Source organism: Streptomyces sp. NPDC048479, from assembly GCF_040651435.1.
Taxonomy (GTDB): Bacteria; Actinomycetota; Actinomycetes; order Streptomycetales; family Streptomycetaceae; genus Streptomyces.
In genome coordinates, this window is record NZ_JBEZKA010000037.1 from 42168 (window position 1) to 62680 (window position 20513).

The 20513-nt window shown below is 67.3% G+C and carries 19 protein-coding genes and 3 pseudogenes; 14 read left to right on the top strand and 8 right to left on the bottom strand.

Going from position 1 to position 20513, the window contains the following annotated elements:
- Positions 1 to 107 precede the first annotated feature (107 nt).
- Positions 108 to 800 carry a response regulator gene (locus AB0D12_RS35830; RefSeq protein WP_362692652.1) on the bottom strand — a complete coding sequence of 231 codons (693 nt, stop codon included), beginning with the start codon at positions 798 to 800 and terminating at the stop codon, positions 108 to 110.
- The gene (locus AB0D12_RS35835) at positions 797 to 2428 is read right to left on the bottom strand and encodes a sensor histidine kinase (RefSeq protein ID WP_362692702.1); all 1632 of its coding nucleotides are present in this window, start codon (positions 2426 to 2428) and stop codon (positions 797 to 799) included. The genes AB0D12_RS35830 and AB0D12_RS35835 overlap by 4 nt, the downstream gene beginning before the upstream one ends.
- A gap of 229 nt (positions 2429 to 2657) precedes the next feature.
- Here AB0D12_RS35835 and AB0D12_RS35840 point away from each other — a divergent pair, with 229 nt between their 5' ends.
- From AB0D12_RS35840 to AB0D12_RS35850, 3 genes are read left to right on the top strand one after another with little or no spacing between them, the layout of a single operon-like run.
- Positions 2658 to 3473: an ABC transporter ATP-binding protein gene (locus AB0D12_RS35840; RefSeq protein WP_362692655.1), complete on the top strand. Its 816-nt coding sequence runs from the start codon at positions 2658 to 2660 to the stop codon at positions 3471 to 3473.
- Positions 3463 to 4332, top strand: coding sequence for an ABC transporter permease (locus AB0D12_RS35845; RefSeq protein ID WP_362692658.1), 870 nt, complete (start codon positions 3463 to 3465; stop codon positions 4330 to 4332). Before AB0D12_RS35840 ends, AB0D12_RS35845 begins: the two co-directional genes overlap by 11 nt.
- Positions 4333 to 4375: 43 nt before the next feature.
- Entirely contained in the window at positions 4376 to 5410 is a 1035-nt protein-coding gene (locus AB0D12_RS35850) for an ABC transporter substrate-binding protein (RefSeq protein ID WP_362692661.1), read from the top strand.
- Between the two features lie 124 nt (positions 5411 to 5534).
- Here the strand turns inward: AB0D12_RS35850 and AB0D12_RS35855 are convergent, their stop codons facing one another.
- A complete protein-coding gene (locus AB0D12_RS35855; protein ID WP_362692664.1) occupies positions 5535 to 5690 on the bottom strand; it encodes a hypothetical protein in 156 nt (51 codons plus the stop codon).
- Between the two features lie 604 nt (positions 5691 to 6294).
- On the opposite strand from AB0D12_RS35855, the gene rho reads away from it, so the two are divergent.
- The 3 genes and pseudogenes from rho to AB0D12_RS35870 all read left to right on the top strand — a co-directional run bounded on the left by rho (position 6295) and on the right by AB0D12_RS35870 (position 8547).
- A complete protein-coding gene (gene rho / locus AB0D12_RS35860) occupies positions 6295 to 7434 on the top strand; it encodes a transcription termination factor Rho (protein ID WP_362692667.1) in 1140 nt (379 codons plus the stop codon).
- A gap of 141 nt (positions 7435 to 7575) precedes the next feature.
- Positions 7576 to 7812, top strand: a pseudogene (locus AB0D12_RS35865) (aspartate aminotransferase family protein); the annotation flags it as partial.
- Between the two features lie 102 nt (positions 7813 to 7914).
- On the top strand, positions 7915 to 8547 hold the full coding sequence (locus AB0D12_RS35870) for a ParA family protein (RefSeq protein WP_362692670.1): 633 nt from the start codon (positions 7915 to 7917) through the stop codon (positions 8545 to 8547).
- A gap of 312 nt (positions 8548 to 8859) precedes the next feature.
- Here the strand turns inward: AB0D12_RS35870 and AB0D12_RS35875 are convergent.
- The 3 genes and pseudogenes from AB0D12_RS35875 to AB0D12_RS35885 all read right to left on the bottom strand — a co-directional run.
- A pseudogene (locus tag AB0D12_RS35875) lies at positions 8860 to 9267 on the bottom strand (SDR family NAD(P)-dependent oxidoreductase); the annotation flags it as partial.
- 72 nt (positions 9268 to 9339) lie between these two features.
- On the bottom strand, positions 9340 to 9570 hold the full coding sequence (locus tag AB0D12_RS35880) for a hypothetical protein (protein ID WP_362692673.1): 231 nt from the start codon (positions 9568 to 9570) through the stop codon (positions 9340 to 9342).
- Positions 9504 to 10130 (bottom strand): SDR family NAD(P)-dependent oxidoreductase, encoded by a 627-nt coding sequence (locus tag AB0D12_RS35885; RefSeq protein WP_362692705.1) that lies wholly within the window; start codon positions 10128 to 10130, stop codon positions 9504 to 9506. The genes AB0D12_RS35880 and AB0D12_RS35885 overlap by 67 nt, the downstream gene beginning before the upstream one ends.
- 76 nt (positions 10131 to 10206) lie before the next feature.
- Here AB0D12_RS35885 and AB0D12_RS35890 point away from each other — a divergent pair, with 76 nt between their 5' ends.
- From AB0D12_RS35890 to AB0D12_RS35905, 4 genes are all read left to right on the top strand, one after another.
- Positions 10207 to 10746: an NAD(P)H-dependent oxidoreductase gene (locus AB0D12_RS35890; protein ID WP_362692708.1), complete on the top strand. Its 540-nt coding sequence runs from the start codon at positions 10207 to 10209 to the stop codon at positions 10744 to 10746.
- 842 nt (positions 10747 to 11588) lie between these two features.
- Positions 11589 to 14075: a nitrate reductase gene (locus AB0D12_RS35895; RefSeq protein WP_362692675.1), complete on the top strand. Its 2487-nt coding sequence runs from the start codon at positions 11589 to 11591 to the stop codon at positions 14073 to 14075.
- Positions 14072 to 14551, top strand: coding sequence for a hypothetical protein (locus AB0D12_RS35900; RefSeq protein WP_362692678.1), 480 nt, complete (start codon positions 14072 to 14074; stop codon positions 14549 to 14551). The genes AB0D12_RS35895 and AB0D12_RS35900 overlap by 4 nt, the downstream gene beginning before the upstream one ends.
- 254 nt (positions 14552 to 14805) lie before the next feature.
- A complete protein-coding gene (locus tag AB0D12_RS35905; protein ID WP_362692681.1) occupies positions 14806 to 15081 on the top strand; it encodes an isoamylase early set domain-containing protein in 276 nt (91 codons plus the stop codon).
- A 111-nt stretch (positions 15082 to 15192) separates the two neighbouring features.
- On the opposite strand, the gene AB0D12_RS35910 is transcribed toward AB0D12_RS35905, so the two are convergent.
- Entirely contained in the window at positions 15193 to 15543 is a 351-nt protein-coding gene (locus AB0D12_RS35910; RefSeq protein WP_362692684.1) for an STAS domain-containing protein, read from the bottom strand.
- Positions 15544 to 16490: 947 nt separating this feature from the next.
- Here AB0D12_RS35910 and AB0D12_RS35915 point away from each other — a divergent pair.
- Positions 16491 to 16817, top strand: coding sequence for a plasmid stabilization protein (locus tag AB0D12_RS35915; RefSeq protein ID WP_362692687.1), 327 nt, complete (start codon positions 16491 to 16493; stop codon positions 16815 to 16817).
- 424 nt (positions 16818 to 17241) lie between these two features.
- On the top strand, positions 17242 to 17418 hold the full coding sequence (locus tag AB0D12_RS35920; RefSeq protein ID WP_362692690.1) for a hypothetical protein: 177 nt from the start codon (positions 17242 to 17244) through the stop codon (positions 17416 to 17418).
- A 299-nt stretch (positions 17419 to 17717) separates the two neighbouring features.
- On the opposite strand, the gene AB0D12_RS35925 is transcribed toward AB0D12_RS35920, so the two are convergent.
- Positions 17718 to 18560, bottom strand: coding sequence for a class II glutamine amidotransferase (locus AB0D12_RS35925; RefSeq protein ID WP_362692693.1), 843 nt, complete (start codon positions 18558 to 18560; stop codon positions 17718 to 17720).
- A gap of 350 nt (positions 18561 to 18910) precedes the next feature.
- Here AB0D12_RS35925 and AB0D12_RS35930 point away from each other — a divergent pair, with 350 nt between their 5' ends.
- Both AB0D12_RS35930 and AB0D12_RS35935 read left to right on the top strand, forming a co-directional pair.
- The gene (locus AB0D12_RS35930) at positions 18911 to 20008 is read left to right on the top strand and encodes a glutamate--cysteine ligase (RefSeq protein WP_362692696.1); all 1098 of its coding nucleotides are present in this window, start codon (positions 18911 to 18913) and stop codon (positions 20006 to 20008) included.
- Between the two features lie 424 nt (positions 20009 to 20432).
- Positions 20433 to 20513: pseudogene (locus AB0D12_RS35935) on the top strand (integrase core domain-containing protein); the annotation flags it as partial.

Here is a 20513-nt window from a genome sequence, read left to right on the forward strand (position 1 = left end):
CGACGGCGTGTCACCCGCGCAACCGCAGCGCAGGGTCGAGGATGCCGTCGGGGGTGTCCCGGCGCAGCGCTGTGAGCAGCTGCCGCCTGCCCCCTTGCAGCGGCCCCTCAGTGCACCTTCGCCCACGTGTAGAGGTGCTCTGGGCGGCCGGTGTCGCCGTATCTCAGGGTGAGGGTGATGTGGCCCGCGCCCTCGAGGTACTTGAGGTACCGCTGGGCGGTGGAGCGGCTTATGCCGACGCGTCCCGCAACTTCGTGTGCGGGCAGGGGGTGTCCGGCGTCGCCGAGGACGCGGCGGATAAGGTCCACGGTAGGTGCGGAGTGTCCTTTGGGCAGTTCGGGCGGGGCGGCGTCAGCGGCTCTGAGTGCGCCGAAGATGCGGTCCACCTGTTCTTGGCCCGCAGAGCCGCGTCCGCCCACGCCCTCGAGGGTGCGGCGCAGTGTCGCGTAACCCTCGAGCTTTGCGCGCAGCCCGGCAAAGGTGAACGGCTTGACCAGGTACTGCAGTGCGCCGTGCCGCATCGCGGCCTGGACGGTGGCGATGTCGCTGGCCGCCGTCACCATGATCACGTCGGCCTGGTGGCCGAGCTGACGCATTCGCCGTACCAGGGTCAGGCCGGTCTCGTCCGGCAGGTAGTGGTCGAGTAGGACAAGGTCGACGTGGGTGCGTTCGAGGGTGGCCATGGCCTGGGCGGCGGTGTGGGCCCGGGCCGCGACGCGGAACCCGGTCATCTTGCCCACGTACGCCGCGTTGATCTCGGCGACGCGGAAGTCGTCGTCCACGACCAGTACGTCAATCATCGTGACTCTCCTGCAACGGTGAGTTGACGGATGGGGGTGTCGTCCCCGGCGAGTGCCTCGGGCAGTACGACGGTGAAGACCGCGCCACCACCCGCGCGTGCGGTGACCCGGGCCATGCCGCCGTACCGCTCGGCCAGCCGCCGCACCAGAGCGAGGCCGAGCCCGCGGCCACGGTGTGCGGGGGACTGCTTGGTCGACCAGCCTTCGGCGAAGACCTGGTCGCGCATCCCGGGCGGCACACCGGGCCCGGTGTCGGAGACCCGCAGGACCACTGTGGTGCGCTCGGCTCGCAGTTCGACTTCCACAAGCGGGTCTGCCGAGCGGTGTGCGGCAGCGTCGGTAGCGTTGTCGATGAGATTGCCGAGTACGGTCACCAGGTCGCGCGGGTCGATCACCCGGTCGGGCAGCAGCGTCGATGCGGAGACGCGCAGGGCCACGCCGCGTTCGGCTGCGATGGCGGCTTTGCCCACGAGCAGCGCCGATACCAGGGGCTCGTGCACGCGCCCGGCGACATGTTCGGCGGAGGCCCGTCGGGTATCGGCGACTTCGGCGACGAACTCCAACGCCTCGTCGTGCAGGCCGAGTTCGAGCAGCCCGAGCAGGGTGTGCAGCCGGTTGGCGTGCTCGTGGTCCTGGGCGCGCAGCGCGTCGAGCAGTCCGTGGGTGCTGTCCAGTTCGCGGCCGAGGAGCTCCAGTTCGGTGCGGTCGCGCAGGGTGGCCACTGCCCCGCCGTCCTCGGTCGGCATCCGGTTGGCGACCAGCACCCGGCCGCCGCTGACGGTGAGCAGGTCCTCCCCGTCGACCCGTCCTGTCAGTACGTCCGAGGTACGCCCTTGGGGCAGCACCTCGTCCAGAGGGCGTCCGGTGTCGTCCTCGCCCAGGCCGAGAAGTCGCTGTGCCTCATCGTTGGCCAGGCGGATCCGGCCCTGCCCGTCGAGCGCGACCACGCCCTCACGGATGCCGTGCAGCATCGCCTCGCGCTCCTCGAGCAGCGCGGAGATATCGGCGAATGCGAGTCCATGAGTTCGCCGTTGCAGCCTGCGTGAGACACCGATCGCGGCCAGCACGCCCACGGCGAGCACCGCGCCTGAGTACAGCAGCAGTCCGGGGACAGCGCCGAGCAGCCGCTCGCGCACGCTGTCGTAGGCGATTCCCACCGATACCGCGCCAACGATCTTCCCCGTAGCGTCGCGTAGCGGCACTTTGGCGCGGGCGGAGCGCCCCAGCGTGCCGATGTCGATCTGCATGACGTCATGGCCGGAGAGCGCGACGCTGGGGTCGGTGGACACACGGTGGCCGATCCGTGCTGCCTCGGTGTGCGACCAACGCACACCGCGAGTGTCCATCGCCACGACGTACAGGGCCCCGGTGGCGTGACGGATCCGCTCCGCTCGCTGCTGCACGGGGCCATTCCGGCTCGGCTCGGTGGTGAGCAGCTCGTGGGTGATCTCCGGGTCGGCGGCGGTGGTCTGGGCGATGGAGAGCGCCTGGCGCATCGCCTGTTCGTCGAGCTGGGAACTGAGCGGGGCGAGGAAGAGCCCGGTGGTGAGCAGGATGACCCCGATGGTGATGGCCAGCTGCGCGGCCAGCACCTGGGCGAAGACGCGTCGGGGCCAGCGGATCCGCATACGGGTCACCTCTGCCTCCCGGTCCTTGTCACCCTCGCGGAACTGACTGTTCCGATTCATGTCACCGTGAACGCACGGTAATCGCGGCCAGGGCCGGTGCCCAGACCCCGTAACGCATCCGTTGTTGTAGCGCGAGCAAAACGAGCACAACAGGGGTTTGTGAGCAGAAGGAGGAATTGCGCCCACAAGGCTGCCGCTGTGGCACGGGCCACATCTAGCGTCCCGCCCCATGAACAGCCAAACAAGCCCCGCCATCGAGCTACGAGGGGCGAGCAAAGCGTTCCGGACTCCGTCCGGTGCCCTCCACACCGCCATCAGGGATCTGGACCTGACCGTGGGCCGCGGCGAGTTCGTCGCGGTGGTCGGACCCACCGGATGCGGCAAGTCCACGACGCTGACACTGGTCAGCGGACTGGAAGAGCCCACCGAGGGCGAGGTGCTGGTGGGGGGCGAGCCGGTCCGCGGTATCGGCGACAAGGTCGGCTTCGTGTTCCAGCAGGATGCTGTCTTCCCCTGGCGCACCGTGCTGTCGAACGTGATGGCCGGTCCCCGCTTCCGCGGCACGCCGAAAGCCGAGGCGAAGGAGCGGGCCCGCGAGTGGCTCGCGCGGGTCGGGCTCTCATCCTTTGAGGACCGGTACCCGCATCAGCTGTCGGGTGGCCAGCGCAAGCGTGTCGCTCTGGCGGCGACCTTCGTCAACGACCCCGAGATCCTGCTCATGGACGAGCCGTTCTCGGCGCTCGATGTACAGACTCGCGCGCTGATGTCCGACGAACTGCTGGAGCTGTGGTCCGGGACCGGCTCCTCGGTCGTCTTCGTCACCCACGACCTGGAGGAGTCGATCGCGCTCGCCGACAAGGTCGTGGTCATGACGGCCGGCCCGGCAACGGTCAAGGAGATCTTCGAGATCGACCTCCCACGGCCCCGCAAGGTCGAGCAGGTGCGGCTGGAGCCGCGGTTCATCGAGATCTACCGGGAGATCTGGTCCTCGCTCGGCGAAGAGGTGCGGATCACCCGCGAGAGGGGTGCCTTCGATGCCGCCTGAGACCATCGCCCCACCGGCAGCCGCCGTCAAGGCCGGTACAGAACGGACGCAGGCCCGGGCGCGGGCCGCCCGCAACCACAGGTTCCTCGTCTACGGCACCCGGGTGCTGCTGCTCCTCGCGGTGATCGGGCTCTGGGAGTGGCTCGCCCGCTCCGCCGTCATCGATCCCTTCAACTTCTCGATGCCGTCGAAGATCTGGGACCAGATCACCACCTGGGCGCTGCACGGCACCCCGCAGGGCTCCCTGTGGGAGCAGATCTGGTACACCCTCTACGAGGCGCTCTTCGGCTGGATCATCGGCGTGATCGGCGGTGTGGTGCTGGGTATCGCGCTCGGCCGGATCCGCTTTCTCGCCGATGTGCTCGGCCCCTACATCAAGGTGCTCAACGCGCTGCCGCGCATCGTACTCGCCCCGATCTTTCTTATCTGGTTCGGCCTCGGACCGGCCTCGAAGGTCGCTTCGGCAGTCGTGCTGGTCTTCTTCCCGGTCTTCTTCAACGCCTTCCAGGGTGCACGGGAGGTCGATCGCAACCTCGTCGACAACTCCCGCATTCTGGGCGCGAGCAACCGCCAGGTCACCCTTCAGGTGGTCATCCCTTCCGCCACCTCGTGGATCTTCACCAGCCTGCACGTCAGCTTCGGTTTCGCGCTGATCGGCGCCATCGTCGGCGAGTACATCGGCGCGACCAAGGGCATCGGCCTGCTCGTATCCGCCTCTCAGGGCACCTTCAACGCGGCAGGCGTGTACGCGGCCATGGTGATTCTCGCTGTCGTCGCACTGCTCGCCGAAGGGCTGCTCACCTTCTTGGAGAAACGGCTGTTCCGCTGGAAGCCCGTGGAAGCCGGCGCAGACCGCTGAGGCCCCAACTGCCCCCGTAATCTCTCGCTTTAAGGACATCGACATGCGCAGATTCGTCAACATCTCGGCGGCCGCGGCGGCCGCGACGCTCGCCCTCACCAGCCTCACCGCCTGCGGCAACGATTCCTCCGCCGCAGGCAACGAGAGTGGCAGTAAGGTCAAGATCATGGTCGGCGGCCTCGACAAGGTCATCTACCTGCCCGCGATGCTCACCCAGCAGCTCGGCTACTTCAAGGACCAGGGCATCGACGTCCAGCTGCTCACCGAGCCGGCCGGCGTACAGGCCACCACCTCGCTCGTCTCCGGCGACGTGCAGGGCGTCGTCGGCTTCTACGACCACACGCTCGACCTGCAGGTCAAGGGCAAGCAGGTGGAATCAGTGGTGCAGTTCTCACACGCGCCGGGCGAGGTCGAGGTGGTCTCCAATAAGGCGGCGGGCGACATCACGTCCCCCAAGGACTTCAAGGGCCAGAAGCTCGGGGTCACCGGCCTTGGCTCGTCCACCGACTTCCTCACCAAGTACCTCGCGGTCAACGACGGTGTGAAGACGAGTGAGTTCACGCCGGTCGCCGTCGGTGCGGGCCAGACCTTCATCTCGGCCCTGCAGCAGGGTTCGATCCAGGGCGGCATGACCACCGACCCGACCGTCGCGCAGATCCTGGACAAGAAGCTCGGCAAGGTCCTGATCGACATGCGTACGCCCGAAGGCTCCAAGAAGGCTCTCGGCGGCCCCTATCCCTCCTCCAGCCTCTACATGAGCACCGACTGGGTGAACAGTCACAAGGAGCAGGTGCAGAAGCTGGCCACCGCCTTCGTGAAGACCCTCAAGTGGATGTCCACCCATACGCCCGAAGAGATCGCCGCGAAGATGCCCGCCGACTACGCGAAGGGCGGAAAGGAGCTGTACGCGCAGTCGATCAAGAGCACGCTGCCTATGTTCACGGCGGACGGAGTCATGCCGGCGAACGGACCGGAGACCGTCGAGCGCGTCCTGAAGGCATTCAACCCGAACCTGAAGAACGCCACGGTGGACCTGAGCAAGACCTACACCACCGAATTCGTGAAGAACGCGGGCTGACCGACGCAGCAGCGGCCTCCGGCCACCACCAGCACCCCGAGGCATCCATCGGGCGCGGTGGCCGGAGGCCGCGTCGTCATGGTCCGCGGCGGCCCAGTCGCCGCCTCGTCGCACTTCTTCTTCGTCAGGTGGGGGAGAAGTTGTCACAGGCGATGGCGATGCGGACGTGGCTCGGGAAGAGCGTGCGGCCGGCGGTAGAACTCCGGGACCTGGACCACTTCTTGGCGGGCTCGATGGAGCTGTCCTTGGCCAGGTCCAGCGCCGCGAACAGCTCCCGCACTGGACCGCAGCAGTTGTGGGTTGCCGGGTGCCGGCCGCGTGGCTCACCGCCGGCGTTGTTGTACGTGCCGACGCGCGCGACCCACTTTGCGGCCCGGGTGGGGCACGGCGCCGGGGGCTGCTCGTGCCGGTCTTCCAGAGCTTGTTGACAGACGGCGCACCGCCGCTTCACACACTGGGACCTGCGGGTGTGGCCAAAGCCCACCGCCCGGTCCCGGACGAGCTCGGCACACGACGACAACAAGGTCGGCCGTGTCCCGTACAAGCCGTCCCATCAGGCGCGTGGTCACTGGGGCGATGCCCGACGTGTGGCGGAGGCGGCTGGAGCGGCCCGTCAGGCATGACGGCCCCGGCAGCACCAACTCAAGTTCACTAGCATCCCCCGGCGCTGAGTGGTACCTTCCGAACAGCACGTGTGTACGCCTTCACCTCGGCGCCAGTGCTTGTTTCCTTCATTTCGCTGTTACGCCCGTCTTTTTCATGACCGGCAGTCCAGCTCTCAACACCAGATCTTGCTCCCGGCCCTCGGCCCTTTGGCCGCCTCGCGATGCGTAACTCTGCAGCATCCCCGGGCCCTCCTTCATCATGTCCGCGAAAGGACCTGCATGACCAGCACTCTCGAAATCCCCTCTGCCCAGCGACAACTGCCGGTTCAGGCCGTCGGCGTCCTCGACATCACCAGCAACGGGCAGGGCTTTCTCCGCACCCAAGGGCTTCTGCCGAGCACGGGCGACGTACAGGTGCCATCCGCCCAGATCCGCCAACACGGCCTGCGAAAGGGCGATGTCATCGAAGGCCGCGTCGGCCGGCCGCGCTCCCTCGCCCAGGTGGAGCTGGTCAACGGCCGTCCACCGAAGGAGCTCCGCGGCCGTCCGCACTTCGGCGACCTCACCCCGCTCCACCCCAGGCAACGCCTGCATCTCGAACACGAAGCGGGGAGCCTGACAACACGGCTCGTCGACCTGGTCGCGCCCGTCGGCAAGGGGCAGCGCGGACTGATTGTCGCGCCGCCCAAGACCGGCAAGACGGTGCTTCTGCAACAACTGGCGGCCGCCGTGTCCGCCAACCATCCTGAATGCCGTCTCATGGTGGTGTTGCTCGACGAACGCCCCGAAGAGGTCACCGACATGCGCCGTTCGGTACGAGGTGAAGTACTCGCCTCGACCTTCGACCGCTCCGCCAAGGAACACATCGCCCTTGCCGAACTCGCGGTGGAGCGAGCGAAGCGGCTTGTCGAGCAGGGCCAGGACGTCGTCATTCTGCTGGATTCCCTCACCCGGCTGTGCCGGGCCCACAACAACGCGGCGGCCTCGGGCGGCCGAACCCTCACCGGTGGCGTGGACGCCGCGGCCGTACAGGGCCCCAAGCGTCTCTTTGGAGCCGCCCGCCTTGCCGAGGAAGGAGGCTCGCTGACCATCCTCGCCACGGCGCTGGTCGACACCGGATCCCGCGCTGACGACTACTTCTTCGAAGAGCTGAAGAGCACCGGCAACATGGAGCTCCGGATGGACCGCACGCTGGCGGACAAACGGATCTTCCCGGCCGTCGCCATCACCCCCTCCGGCACTCGGCGCGAAGAACTCCTACGCTCTCCTGCGGAGTTGGCAGCATTGCGTGGGCTGCGCCGCGCTCTTCACTCGCGGGACGGGCAGCCGGCCCTGGAGACCCTGCTCGACAGGATCCGCCGTACGCCGAACAATGCCACGTTCCTGCGGGAGATCCACCACACAGTTCCCGCGGTCTGAGCGCCGAGCACGACACAAGCGCCGGCGGCACAGTCACCGAGGCTGTGTGCGAGAGCTGCCCGCGGCCACAGGATCCAGGGCCGTCGACCCGAAGAGGGGGACGCACCCGCGTCAACCTTGCCGCCGTAAACCTCATCAGCCGTCGACGTCCTCTCCGGCAGTCCGGACTCCAGCATCACCAAGGTGCTGCCCGTCCTCGGCATCGGCCGCAACCGCCTGCGGCAGGTGCCCGTAGTCCCCGCTGATCGCTGAGCCGTCGACGTGGACGCGCTCGATGCCGCGCTGGCGGAGCTGGATCGCCCGCCGGCGATTGTCGTGGCGAACGCGGGCATCGTGAACACGGTCGCCTTCGACGACCTGCCGGCGATCACGGCACTGAATCGTGCCGTCGGCTCGGCGCCCGCCGGTGGGTGCGGGTAGCGGCTCGCCGAGGATTGGGTATTTCTCTTATGGATTGTGCCTGAGTGCTACGGTTTGCGAGTGTTGTTGAGCTGTGCGTTCGTGAATCTCAAGCCGGGAGTCGGCAAAACGACGAGCGCGATCTGGCTGGCCCACGCGCTCCATGAGTCGGGCATGTCTCCCCTCTTCGTCGACGGGGATCCGGCTGGTTCCGCCCTGCGCTGGAGCGATCTGGCCGGCGGATTCCCGTTCCCGGTGGTCGCCCTGCCAGTCGGTGATGTACACCGCCGGGTCGGCGACTTCCTCGGTGACCGGCGGGCGGTCGTCTTCGACGCTCCGCAGCTGGAAGACCATGCACGTATTGCCCGCAGCATCATGCGCCACGCGAACGAGTGGATCATCCCCGTGACCCCGGCGCCCATCGAGCTCGACCGGATGGCGCCCATTCGGACAGAGATGGACGACGTGGAGTCCCTGCGTGTCGAGCCGGCACGCACCGCGGTACTGCTCAACCGCACCAATCGCCATGAGCCCACTCGTACCGGTCCGGATGCCGACGCGCGCGAGGTGCTCACCGAGCGCGGCTACGACGTATTGGGGACGCAGATCCCCCGGCTCGATCTGTACGCCCAGTCATTCGGCATGCAAGTCAAGGTGAAAGGGTCGGCCTATATGGACCTCGCGGAGGAACTCATGATGCGGCACACGGCGTGACCCGACGCAAGGACAGCTACCGAGCCGCCCTGCACCGGAATCCAGAACCGCCGGGCATGACCAAAGTCGGCGTGCTCCGGAACCGGTACGTGCAGGTGACTATCGAGTTGGCCCCGGAGGTGCACCGTGAACTCGCCTATTGGGCCGGCCCTCCCATGGCTCTCCTCGGCTTGGCCGGAGCAACTGTCTCGCACACCTGGCGCATGCTGACCTCCTGCATGCCCGATTCGGGTAACTCCTCGGCCTGACCAGATCGTCCCGATCTCGCGGCGAGTGCCGGTGCCAGTGCCGGCCGGCCCGGCCGGCGGGCCGTCACGGTCGTCTCTGTGCCGGTCTCGGTGGCACTCCTGTCCTTGCCCGGCGGCGCCTTCCGAGGCATACCGGTACCGCCTGACGGGCGAGCTCATTGACGTGCTCCTCGGCCAGCTGCACGGAGCGGAGCCAGGCGGGGACATAGACGGCGGAGGAGCGCCGCTCTACGGCGGTCGCAAGCCGCGCGGCGACCGTGTCGACGGGCTAGATTTTTCGGGCGGGTTTGGGCATGCGCGCCCGCAACTCGCGCAGCACGGCATGCTGATCCGCATCGCGGATCATGTCCGTGTCCATCCAGTTCAGGTAGGCGATACCTACGCTGACGCCCTCGGGGGCCAGTTCCGCCCGCATCGCGTGCACAAAGGACTCGACGCCAGCCTTGGACGCGCACTTTGATGATCACATCGGTTGTATCCTGAATCTTGGGATCGGGGACCGTGTCGACCCGTACATCCCGCTTGCCGTGCCACGCCAACGCCTTCATACATCCTTACCTTTCTTCGTGGGCTCACCCGATCCGGGTTCGGCCATCTTGCGGTGGGCCTCAGCCTTCGCCGTGTCCGGGAGCACCTTGTTGGCCAGGCCGTGGGCTTTGGTCTTTACCGAACCGGCGACGATCTTGTCCTTGCCGGCGAACAAAGCGTTCAGACCCTGTTCGGCGACCTGCGCCGAATCGTCCTTCGCCTGTTGGCCGACCTTGGTGTCGTCCATTTCGGCGCGGTGGAAGAAGTCGGTTTCAGTGGGGCCGGGATCAGAGCCGTGACGGTGATGCCGGAGTCCTTGAGCTCGTTCTGCAGCGCCTGAGCAAAGGGGTGCAGGAACGATTTGGAGGCGTTGTAGACCGACTGGAAAGAGCCAGGCATCGTTGACGCGATCGAGGAAGTGATCAGCACCTTTCCCTCGTCGTCGGCGGCCATGTCGCGCAGGATGCGCTTGGCCAGGTGCACCGTCGAACGTACGTTCAGGTCGACGATTTCCAGCTCGTCCGTCAGGTTCGTGTCGAGGAACGCGCCGCCGCGGCCGACGCCGGCATTCAGGGCAGCGACGGCCACTGGGCGGCCCGTCGCCTTGATGGATGCGTAGAGGCGTTCTGCTTCTTCGTAGCGCCGCAGGTCGGCCTGGACGGCCTCTACCTGAACACCTTCCGCCCGGATGCGTTCACTCGCATCGCGGAGCCGGTCGGAATCCTCCGCGTTGATGATCAGATCGAAGCCGCGACCGGCGAGCTGCCGGGCCAGCTCGAAGCCGATACCGCTGGAGGCGCCGGTCACGATGGCCAAGGGCTTGTTGGAGTCATGCTCTGTCGAGTACCCCCGGCCCGCAATGCATAACGACCATAATGGGCATTTGCCGGCCTCAAGGCCACGGGAATGCGGAACGTTTCCCGCGGGCCCCGCCCGTCCAGCCCACCTGTTTTCTGTAACGCTGATGGGCCGGTCGGCGACTGTGGGATCTGCACCGAGCGCGGGTCGGCCGGCCAGCACATTGGTAATGGCAGCAGACATCCTCCTCATCGCCACCCCGATCTGGCTGGGGCACCCCTCCAGCATCTGCCAGCGGGTCCTGGAACGTCTCAACGCCGAGTTGTCCGAGACCGACGACGAAGGCCGACTGCTCACCTACAACAAGGTCGCCGCCGTAGCCGTCGTCGGCAACGAGGACGGCGCCCACAAGGTAAGCGCCGACGTTTTTCAGGGTCTCAACGACATCGGTTTCTCGCTGGCGCCCGGGGCGGTCACCTACTGGGTCGGCGAAGCACAGCAGGGGACCGACTACCAGGACCTGCAGGAAACTCCCGACGCCGTGAAGGCGACGACTCGCGCCCTCGCCGTCAACGGGGTGCACTTGGCGCGGCGGCTCGCCGACCACCCGTACCCGTCCAGCTGAACGTAGGCGTATGCCGCGCGGACGTAGACGGGCTGCGTTGAGGAACCCGCACAGGGCAAGGCAATAGACGATGGGACATGCATGGGCGACAAGAGTCACGGAACCGAGACGGCTGCGAGTGAGATTCTGCGGGAGTTCGAAAGCAGAGACGCGGCTTGACGATGGGGAGCGCGGCAGGAATGACAGCGAAGCGGCCGAAGCGCTGTCGACCAGCAAGGAAGCGCAGGAGTCAGTCCAGACGGACCAGTACTCTCGAAGCGGGCCCTGCCGAGTCCGGGGGAGTCGAAGGGCTCCGCGAACGCTCTGAACTCTGGTGCGCGGGCTCGTCTGCGTCGCCGATGCCTATGAGCCCGCCCGAGGGTCATAGGCATCGATGACCGGATGACGGAGCGGGCGGGCACCGGCGCCGTACATGAGGGAGGAAGTGAGGCTGGGGCTCTAATAGGCCGATGCTCCGACTGGAGATCACCACGCAACGCTGGGCTGCGGCAAGCGCTGCAGGGGCAAGCTGACATCACCAAAAAGCTCCTCGATCCGGCCGGGTGGAGCGGCGGAAACTCCCCGCAACGGCGAGCGGTCCAACACTGTGTTGACGCACCGGCACCGGCCAACCAGATCTGACCCGACCACAACCTCTATGACACCGAAAAAATTGTCAGTCCCGGCCGCCCCGGCACCATCCGCCGCCTGCTGGGCGGCGAGAAAGTTCAGGAGCAGCGACCGGGGCATTGTCTTTTCTCGTCGGGAGTCGAGGGTTGTCGGTGGCGTTAGCTCGCTGGGACGGCGGGTACCCATGGACGGGATGACCCGGTGGAGGCTGGCCGAGGCGGAGGGAGGCCAGGGTGGACAGGGCGTTGGATCGGATCGCCCATCCGTGGGGCGGGCGGACCCCATATGCGCGCCACGAGTCGTGGCCGGTACGCGTGGACATGCACCTGGCGGACGGCATTGAAGTCCGTGAAGTCCAGAAGTGGGTGCAGGCTGCTTCCTTGTTGCATTCCGACGGCGACGCGATGGACATCGCTGTCAAGGACGATCACATCGTGGGGGTGCGGGGGCGGGCGGGGGACCGCGTGAATCACGGACGGCTGGAGCCGAAAGACCTGTTCGGCTGGCAGGCGAACGCCTCGGCCGATCGCCTCACCCGGCCCCTGGTCCGCCGGGGAGGGCGGCTGGTGGAGGCGGACTGGGAGACCGCGATGAGCGCGATCGTTGACCGGTCGACGGAACTCCTCCAGCAGCGGGGCCCGGGAGCCATTGGCTTCTACACCAGCGGGCAACTTTTCCTGGAGGAGTACTACACGCTGGCGGTGCTGGCGCGCGCCGGCATCGGAACCAACCACCTGGACGGCAACACCCGGCTGTGCACGGCCACCGCGGGCGAAGCGCTTAAGCAGTCCTTCGGATGCGACGGCCAGCCCGGAACCTACGACGACATCGACCACGCTGACGTCATCGCCCTGTTTGGCCACAACATCGCCGAGACGCAGCCGGTGCAGTGGATGCGCATTCTGGACCGGCTCGAAGGCGGCAGCCCTCCACGACTGCTGTGTGTAGACCCGCGCCCGACCCCAGTGGCCCGCATGTCAATCATCCACCTGGCCCCCCGCAGCGGGACCAATGTGGCGCTCCTGAACGCCCTTCTGTACGAGATCATCCGCACCGAAAGCATCGATTCCGCCTTCATCGCGGCCCATACGGTCGGGTTCGAAGAACTGGTGGAAAACGTGAAGGGCTGCACCCCGGCTTGGGCGTCCTCCATCTGCGACGTTCCCGCGGCCCGGATCAGTCAGGCAGCCGAACTCCTCGGCACCGCCGATCGGCTGCTGTCCACGGTCCTGCAAGGCGTCTACCAGTCCCACCAGGCCACTGCGGCAGCTGTGCAGGTCAATAATCTGCACCTGATCCGGGGCATGCTCGGGCGCCCGGGAGCGGGCGTTCTGCAGATGAACGGGCAACCAACGGCGCAGAACACACGGGAATGCGGAGCCAACGGTGACCTGCCGGGCTTTCGTAACTGGGAGAACGAGGAGCACGTCGCCGACCTGGCCCGAGTCTGGAACGTCGAGCCCCAGACGATCCCGCACTATGCGCCGCCGACACCGGCAATGGAGATGTTCCGCTTCGCCGAGCAGGGGTCGATCCGCATGCTGTGGATCAGCGGCACCAATCCGGCCGTCTCCCTGCCAGAGCTGTCCCGCATCCGTTCGATCCTGGCCCAGGAACGCCTCTTCGTCGTGGTCCAGGACCTGTTCCTTACCGAGACCGCCCAACTGGCCGATGTCGTTCTGCCGGCAGCCACGTGGGGCGAGAAGACGGGCATCTTCACCAACGCCGACCGCACCGTTCACCTGTCCGACAAGGCCGTCGACCCTCCAGGGGCGGCTCGGCCTGATCTGGACATCTTCCTCGACTACGCCGCCCGGATGGGCTTTCGTGACAAGGAGGGCAACCAGCTGATCCACTGGTCGGACCCGGAAACGGCGTTTGAGGCGTGGAAACAGTGCAGCGCAGGTCGGCCGTGCGACTACACCGGTCTCACCTACGACAGACTCCGCGGCGTCACCGGCATCCAATGGCCCTGCAACGACCAGGCACCCGACGGCACGGCGCGGCTCTACTCAGATGGGATCACCTGGGCCCACCCGGAGAGGTGCGAGAGCTATGGCAAGGACCTGGTCACCGGGGCGGCCGACAGCGTGGTCGAGTACCGCTCCCTCAATCCGGACGGTAAAGCCATCATCCGAGCCGCCGAGTACCTGCCGCCCCACGAACCGCCGAGCGACGACTACCCCTTCCAGCTGACCACCGGCCGCACGCTCTACCACTTCCACACCCGCACCAAGACTGGGCGTGTGCCTCAGCTCAACGCCGCCGCCCCCGATACTTGGGTAGAAATCTCCCAAGGCGACGCCGCCGAACTGGGCCTCGACGAAGGCGACCTGGTCGAAGTGGCCACCCCCCGGGGGGCGATCCGCGGTCGACTCCGTGTGACCGGCATCCGGCCTGGCCTGCTCTTCGTGCCGTTCCACTACGGCTACTGGGACACCCCTTCTGGCTACCGCCCTGAAGATGGAACACCCGGCCGGGCGGCCAACGAGACGACAATCACCGACTGGGACCCTGCCTCCAAGCAGCCCCTGTTCAAAACCGCGGCGGCCAAGCTCAATCTCATCGAGCGCAGTGGAGGCCGGGCCGCTCCCGCTCCGACCACCACCGCCTCCGCGTCCATCCAGGTCGGCCGGGTGCCGGACACCGTGGGCGGACCGTCGGCCCACGCCGCACAGGAGGTAGACCTGGACGACGAGGAGCAGGAGGCGAACAGGTGAACGGCATTGCACGCCTCCTGCGCGTACTCGACGACGGCGAAAGAGCGCTGGCCAAAGAACTGCTGGCCACAGGCGAACGGCACCGGGCCGACCACGAGATCTTCCACGTCGGCAGCGACCTGGCTCGCTGGTCACGCGCCCACTCCGAGCGGATCGCTGCCACAGCCGACCACTACGGCCTCGATCTCCGCCACGAGCCGATCGCTACCCCCTCGCACCGGCCGACCGAAGAGCGCGCGGCCGAATCGGGCCACGCCGAACCAGGGCTCCTGCTCCTGTGGGACCTGTGCGACCTTCACCTGCGTGCGTCGAGGAACTCGCTGTACTGGACAATGCTGGCCCAAGCCGCGCAGGCGCGCGGCGATAACCGCCTGCTGACTCTCGTTTCCGGCTGCCACCCGCAGACACTGCGCCAGATGCGCTGGACCAACACCATGATCAAAAATCTGGCTCCGCAGTTGCTGACCAAAAGCTGACGACCAGAGTCGACAACGACGCGCAGCGAAGCCATTACGGCCTGGGGAGCGATTACCAGGCGGCGTAGGTGGCGTGGCCTCAGCCGCCATGGCCGTTGGCACGTGACTGATGGAAACGGACAAGTCGGCCACCTTCTCCTGACCCAAGGGCCATCCCAGTGACGGGACCGCCGCGTCGGCACAGGCGGCTGCGGGATTCACCGACCAAGAGGGCCATGCTGGCCCCGAACAGCACCCCTAGAGGAATGATCACCATGCTCGAGCGTTCACGCCGCAAGAACGACACCCAGATCACCTTCGTGATCCCCTGCGACCATCCTGGTGACCAGGTCAGTGTCGTTGGTGATTTCAACAACTGGCAGCCCGGAACCCATCCACTGGTGGCCAGAGAGGACGGGAACCGCACCGTCACGCTGGAGCTGCCCACTGACCAGCGGTACGCCTTCCGCTACCTGGCAGCCGGTGACTACTGGTTCGATGACGACCATGCCGACGATCACGACGGCCACAACAGCATCCTCCACACCTGACGCCTCCAGCGCTCCGCACTTCCGGCTCCGGAGGTAGAAGAGGAGCCTCGGTTGCGAGTGACGTCACGGTCCCTGTCAGCTGGGAGCGACGCGCGGGTACTCTGGATCCGGTCAGGCTGCGCACCGTACGGGCAAGTCCGCGAGGGTTTCCGTCGCACGGAAGAGCCGCAGTACAGCTGGTGAGACAGGGCCGGACACGCCGAAGGCGACGCCGGCCTCCCCGCAGCGGCAACGGGCTGCAAGCAGGACGTTCAGTCCTGAACAGTCACAGAACGTCACCTGGCTGAGGTCCACGTCGAGGCGGTGAACACCGTCTGTCACTGCGGCATGGAGCGCGTCACCCAAGTGCGGTGAGGCTACGAAGTCGATCTCGCCGATCGCCGCAACTGTCGCCCGGCCGCGTTCGGTTGTGCGGGATAGCCGAAGCCTGTCACCAGAGCCAGTTCCCAGTTCTTCGTCCATAAGTGTGAGCCTGCCACGCGGGCACTCGTCCGAACCAGCCCGGGCCGTGATCCGGATAGCCTTGAGTTCCGTTCTGGCGTGGGTATCGAGGTGCGGGGCAGGCCGGGGGAGGAGAGCTGTTGGGCTTGCGGCGACCGGTTGTGGCTTGGGGCACGGCGTGGCCCTGCGCAGGCCATCTGCCTGAGCGACAACTCGGCGCCCGGGCGGTCGCCCCCCGGGCCGAAGCCCGGATGCGTACGCCAGAACTCCTGTTCTGCCACATCACCGCGAGCTCTATGTGTGCCAGGACCAGGCCTGTTTCCTCGGCCAATGCCCGAATGCTCAGCCCTGCGGGATGCCTCTCCATTGCGCGTGCGACCTTCACTGCCCACAGCTCGGCTGCTTCGAATGGTCGAAGCCTGTACGTGTCGACGAGCGTGGTCAGGTGCTCGGGCGAACAGGCGACGAGCGCGCGTCGCCCGTCCAGCCATGGGTCATGGATAGCCGACGAGTCAGGCACCAGGGGTGTAGAACTCCGAGCCCCCCTGGACCGCTGCCCCGCACAGATGACATGGCTCGGGCGGAGGCGCTTTTTCTCCGCCGCTCTCCGGCTTGTTGCCTGTCATCCATCCTGTCTGTCGCTTCGCCGTGGCCGCCGCCTCGCTCACACGCGAGGCGTAGGCCACTCGCCGATTCGAAGACCATTGTTTGTTTCGACACGGCGTAGTGAGCAGATTGATCTTGCGGCCGACGGGTACACGTGATGCATCCCTGTGCCCCGGGGAAGGATGATTTACCAGGATGACGGCCGTGGCCCACGCGACCGAATCATCCATCAGCGGCGCCAGGACGTGCCGGCGCCTGGCTGGAACAGCGTCCGAGGCGAGGACTGAGCCTTCTGGCAACAACTGTTCAACCCGGGCCCAGCAAGTAGCCGCACCTCACAACCTCGCAGTCAGGAGAGTCCGATGCCTCGAGGATCGAGTCCCAAGCGGGAGCGGCAGTACGAGCACATTAAGGAGGGCGCCGAGAAGCGCGGCACCTCCGAGGGGCGCGCGAAGGAGATCGCCGCTCGCACGGTCAACAAGGAACGGGCGCGCTCGGGGGAGGCAAAGTCGGCAAGCAAGGCCTCCACGCGCGACCCGAAGTCTGCCTCCCAGCGCGGCGGCGAGCGATCGCACAGTGGTTCGCAGGGCCCCACGAAGGATCAACTCTACGAAGAGGCCAAGAAGAAGAACATCGAGGGCCGCTCGACGATGAACAAGCAGCAGTTGCGCAAGGCCCTCGGCCGCTGACGCGCCAGCGGGCAGAGTCCGGAGCAGGTGGACCAAGCCGCTGCGCTTCCCACAGCCGGCCGCGGACAAGCAGGGGCGAAGAAGGGCTGCGTGATGACGAACCGCACGGCGGCAACCTCACCACCAACACTGCGCAGGGCACGTCGTGCTGGGTGCACTTGACGACCCCCGAGGTGCGGGCAACTCAGGACTCTACGCAGCCGTCCTCGGGCCTTCCGTCCCTCGAGCCACGGGCTGGGGTTTTGTGTCGCACTATCCGAGGGTCAGCCTGTCGCCGACCTGGCAGCCCCAGGCCCCGCAATCGCGGTAGCGGTGGTGTGGACGCCGTACTCTGCCGTGGACAACGCCGACGAGGCCGCTGCGCGAGTACCGAACGCGGTGCCACGGTCACCGTCTCCCCCTCACCCTTCCCACCGGGCGCGCCGTGCCGGCCGCGGACCGCGACGGTGCGGTGTTCGGCATGTGGGAAGGCAGACACTGCGCTGGCCGTCGGCCCCAGCTGCGCACCCGCGACGCATTCGACGCCACCATCTTCTACGCGGAGGTCTTCGGCTGGGCCGGTAACGAGCCCGGAAGCTGTGAGGTGGCCGGCTCGACCTGAACGTGGACGACGACCGCTTCGTGGCCTCCCCACTGCTGTTGCAGTCCGCACCCCGGCTCCGCCGTCTATGTGGCCACCGGGGACATCAACTTGCAGACGAAGCTGGCCGCCGTCGGACTGCCGTTCATCGAGGCGCCATGAGCGCCGGCAGTGCCGGTTCCCCCCCGTCCCGCGTCTTGGGTCCGAACCTGGCCGCCGTTGGTGAGGCGCCCAGAAAGCGCCCGTACCGAGCAAGGGAGCACGCCGCGGCACTTGGTCCCGGCTCTGTCCGCAGCGTCCATGCCGGATCGATCTACTGCTCAGCCTTGCCCCTCGACCCAGGGCACGAAGGGCAGCAGGTCGAGTTCTCCGGCGTGAACGACGCTGTAGCTGTTCTCCGGGACGGCCTCCCAGGCGCCGGGGAGGTCGCCCAGAGGCTCGGAGACGACGAGGCGGGTGCCTTCCGACACGCCCTGAAGGAACTCCACATCGGGGTGCAGGTCGCGCAACGTCTCCACGCGATTGCTGTAGTTCAGCGAGCGGGAGGTGCCTTCGCTGGAGTAGCGGAAGGTCCACAGCTGTTCGCCGTCGCTCACGGCGATCGTCATTTGGAGAGGAAACTTCACTCCCTCGGCCCGGCCTACCTTCTCGACGTATCCGGTCATCCGCGCCACGGCGCCGGGCACGTCCTGGTCGAGTCCGAAGGAGAGGGCGAGGAAGAACATGACCTCGGAGTCCGTCGACCCCTCAATGAAGGAGAACAGCACCGGATCCACCGCCATGGCGAGGTCCCGCCGCAACCGGTGGAAGTCGGTGATCGCGCCGTTGTGCATCCATATCCAGCGGCCGTGACGGAAGGGGTGACAATTGGTCTGCTGCACTGCCGAACCGGTCGAGGCCCGGACGTGGGCGAAGAACAATGGGGAACGGACATGGCCCGCGATCTCCCGCAGGTTGCGGTTGTTCCACGCTGGACTGATGTCCCGTACCACGGCGGGAGTGTCCGCGTCCTCTGCGTACCAGCCGACCCCGAAACCGTCACCGTTCGTGGTCTCGACACCGAGCCGGGAGTGCAGGCTCTGGTCGATCAGGGAGTGCTCCGGTCGGTAGAGAACGGTTTCGAGCCGGATGGGCGTACCCGAGTGAGCGAGCCACTGGCACATGGGCGACCGTCCCCTTTCCGCTGGGCGAGCGTGCATCGTCAGTTAAGCCTCGAACGGGCCGGGATGCCATTGCCCCATCACCGTGTCGCTGCCGCGACGCGGCGGGTCTCCCGGGGTTGTCGCTGCTGGCCGCCTGTCCCGTTCCCCGGCAGGCAAACGGGTGATCGGGGTTGCCTGCGAGACGTGACACTGGCCGACGCGCCAGGCGTTCGCCCGTTCCATTTCGGTGTCGCTCCCCGTTCGGCGGGCATCCGTGGGGTTAGTCGGCTCACCGTTGAAGAGACGCCGGGTCGGCGGTATGCAGAGGAACACCGGACCGCTGCGGCCGGGGCCGCGGAAAGGCAGACGTCGTGCGCAGTATGGGTGTCGAGGAAGAGCTGCTGTTGGTGGACGCCGAGAGCGGTGAGCCTCGGGCCCTGTCGGCGGCTGTGCTGGCCGCCGCTTCCCGGGAAGCCGTCCACAAGGACAAGAAGGCGGTATTCGAAGCAGAGCTGCAACGCCAGCAGCTCGAGTTCGCCACCCGGCCGCAGGTCGCGGTGGGGGACCTTGCGGACGAGATCCGGCGCTGGCGGGCGGAGGCTGCCCGCCAGGCGGAAGGGGTGGGCGGGGCCGTCGCAGCGCTGGCGACCTCCCCCCTGCCGGTCAGCCCTTCGATGGGGTTCGGCGAGCGGTACCGGTGGATGGGTGAGAAGTTCGGGCTGACAGCGCAGGAGCAGCTCACCGGTGGATGTCATGTGCATGTCTCGGTCGACTCGGACGAGGAGGGCGTCGCGGTCCTCGACCGGATCCGGCCGTGGTTGGCTGTACTCCTGGCCCTGAGCACGAACTCACCGTTCTGGCAGGGCAGGGACACCCAGTACGGCAGCTACCGCAGCCAGGTCTGGGGCCGCTGGCCCTCGGCCGGGCCCGCGGAGGTCTTCGGCTCCGCGGACCGCTACCACGAGCAGGTGCAAGAGCTGCTCGGCACCGGCGTGCTGCGGGACGAAGGCATGATCTACTTCGACGCCCGGCTGTCCCACCGCTACCCCACCGTCGAAATCCGGGTGGCGGACGTGTGCCTGGACCCGTCGACGACGGTGCTGCTCGCCACGTTGGCCCGTGGCCTCGTGGAAACGGCGGCCCGCCAGTCGCAGCAGGGCGAGCCGCCCGCCCGGCACGGGGTGGCCCTGCTGCGGATGGCCGCCTGGACGGCCGGCCGGTACGGCCTGGAGCACCAGCTGGTCCATCCCCTGACGATGCGTCCTGCGCCCGCGGAGACGGTGGTGCGCGCGCTGTTCGACCACGTCCGGGACGCCCTCGACTACACGGGTGACCTGGTGCAAGCCCGGGATGGGCTCAGCACGCTGCTGACAACCGGCAACGGAGCGCGGGTCCAGCGCGAACTGCTGGAGAGCACCGGCACCCTCCGGAACGTTGTCACGGAGTGCGTGACCCGCACTCAGCGCTGACCGGAAAGGTCGGACGCAACGGTGAGCCGGACGGCTCCGCGGCGGGAGCGGACGGTGGCTCGAGAGCCCAGGGACCTGGCCCTACCTGCGATGCCTGCTATGGAGTTACGTCGGATTCGGCGGTCCGGCAACGTATGCCGACGGTGCTGCGAGCTGCCTCGAGCAGTGCCGACCGGTCCTGCAGTCCCCGTCGGCATCTCACGGACAACACAGAGGATTCGCCCAGGTGTCATGGACCGGACGAGGCGAGACCAGTGATCGTAGGGGCGGCGTCGCGGGCGCTTCGCACTCCGGTGCGGGCCCGTCGCTCGCGGCGGGGGAGTGGACGCCGCTCCTGCAGCTGGGGCGCCCACGGCCCCACACGCCCGCGAGCCCACCTACGGCTGCGAGCAGCCGGCGCAGTACGCGCGTCGCCGCGGCCGGCATCACGCACAAGCGCATACGGCCCTACCGGCCCCAGACCAACGGCAAGGTCGAACGCTTCAACCGCACCCTGCTCGACGAA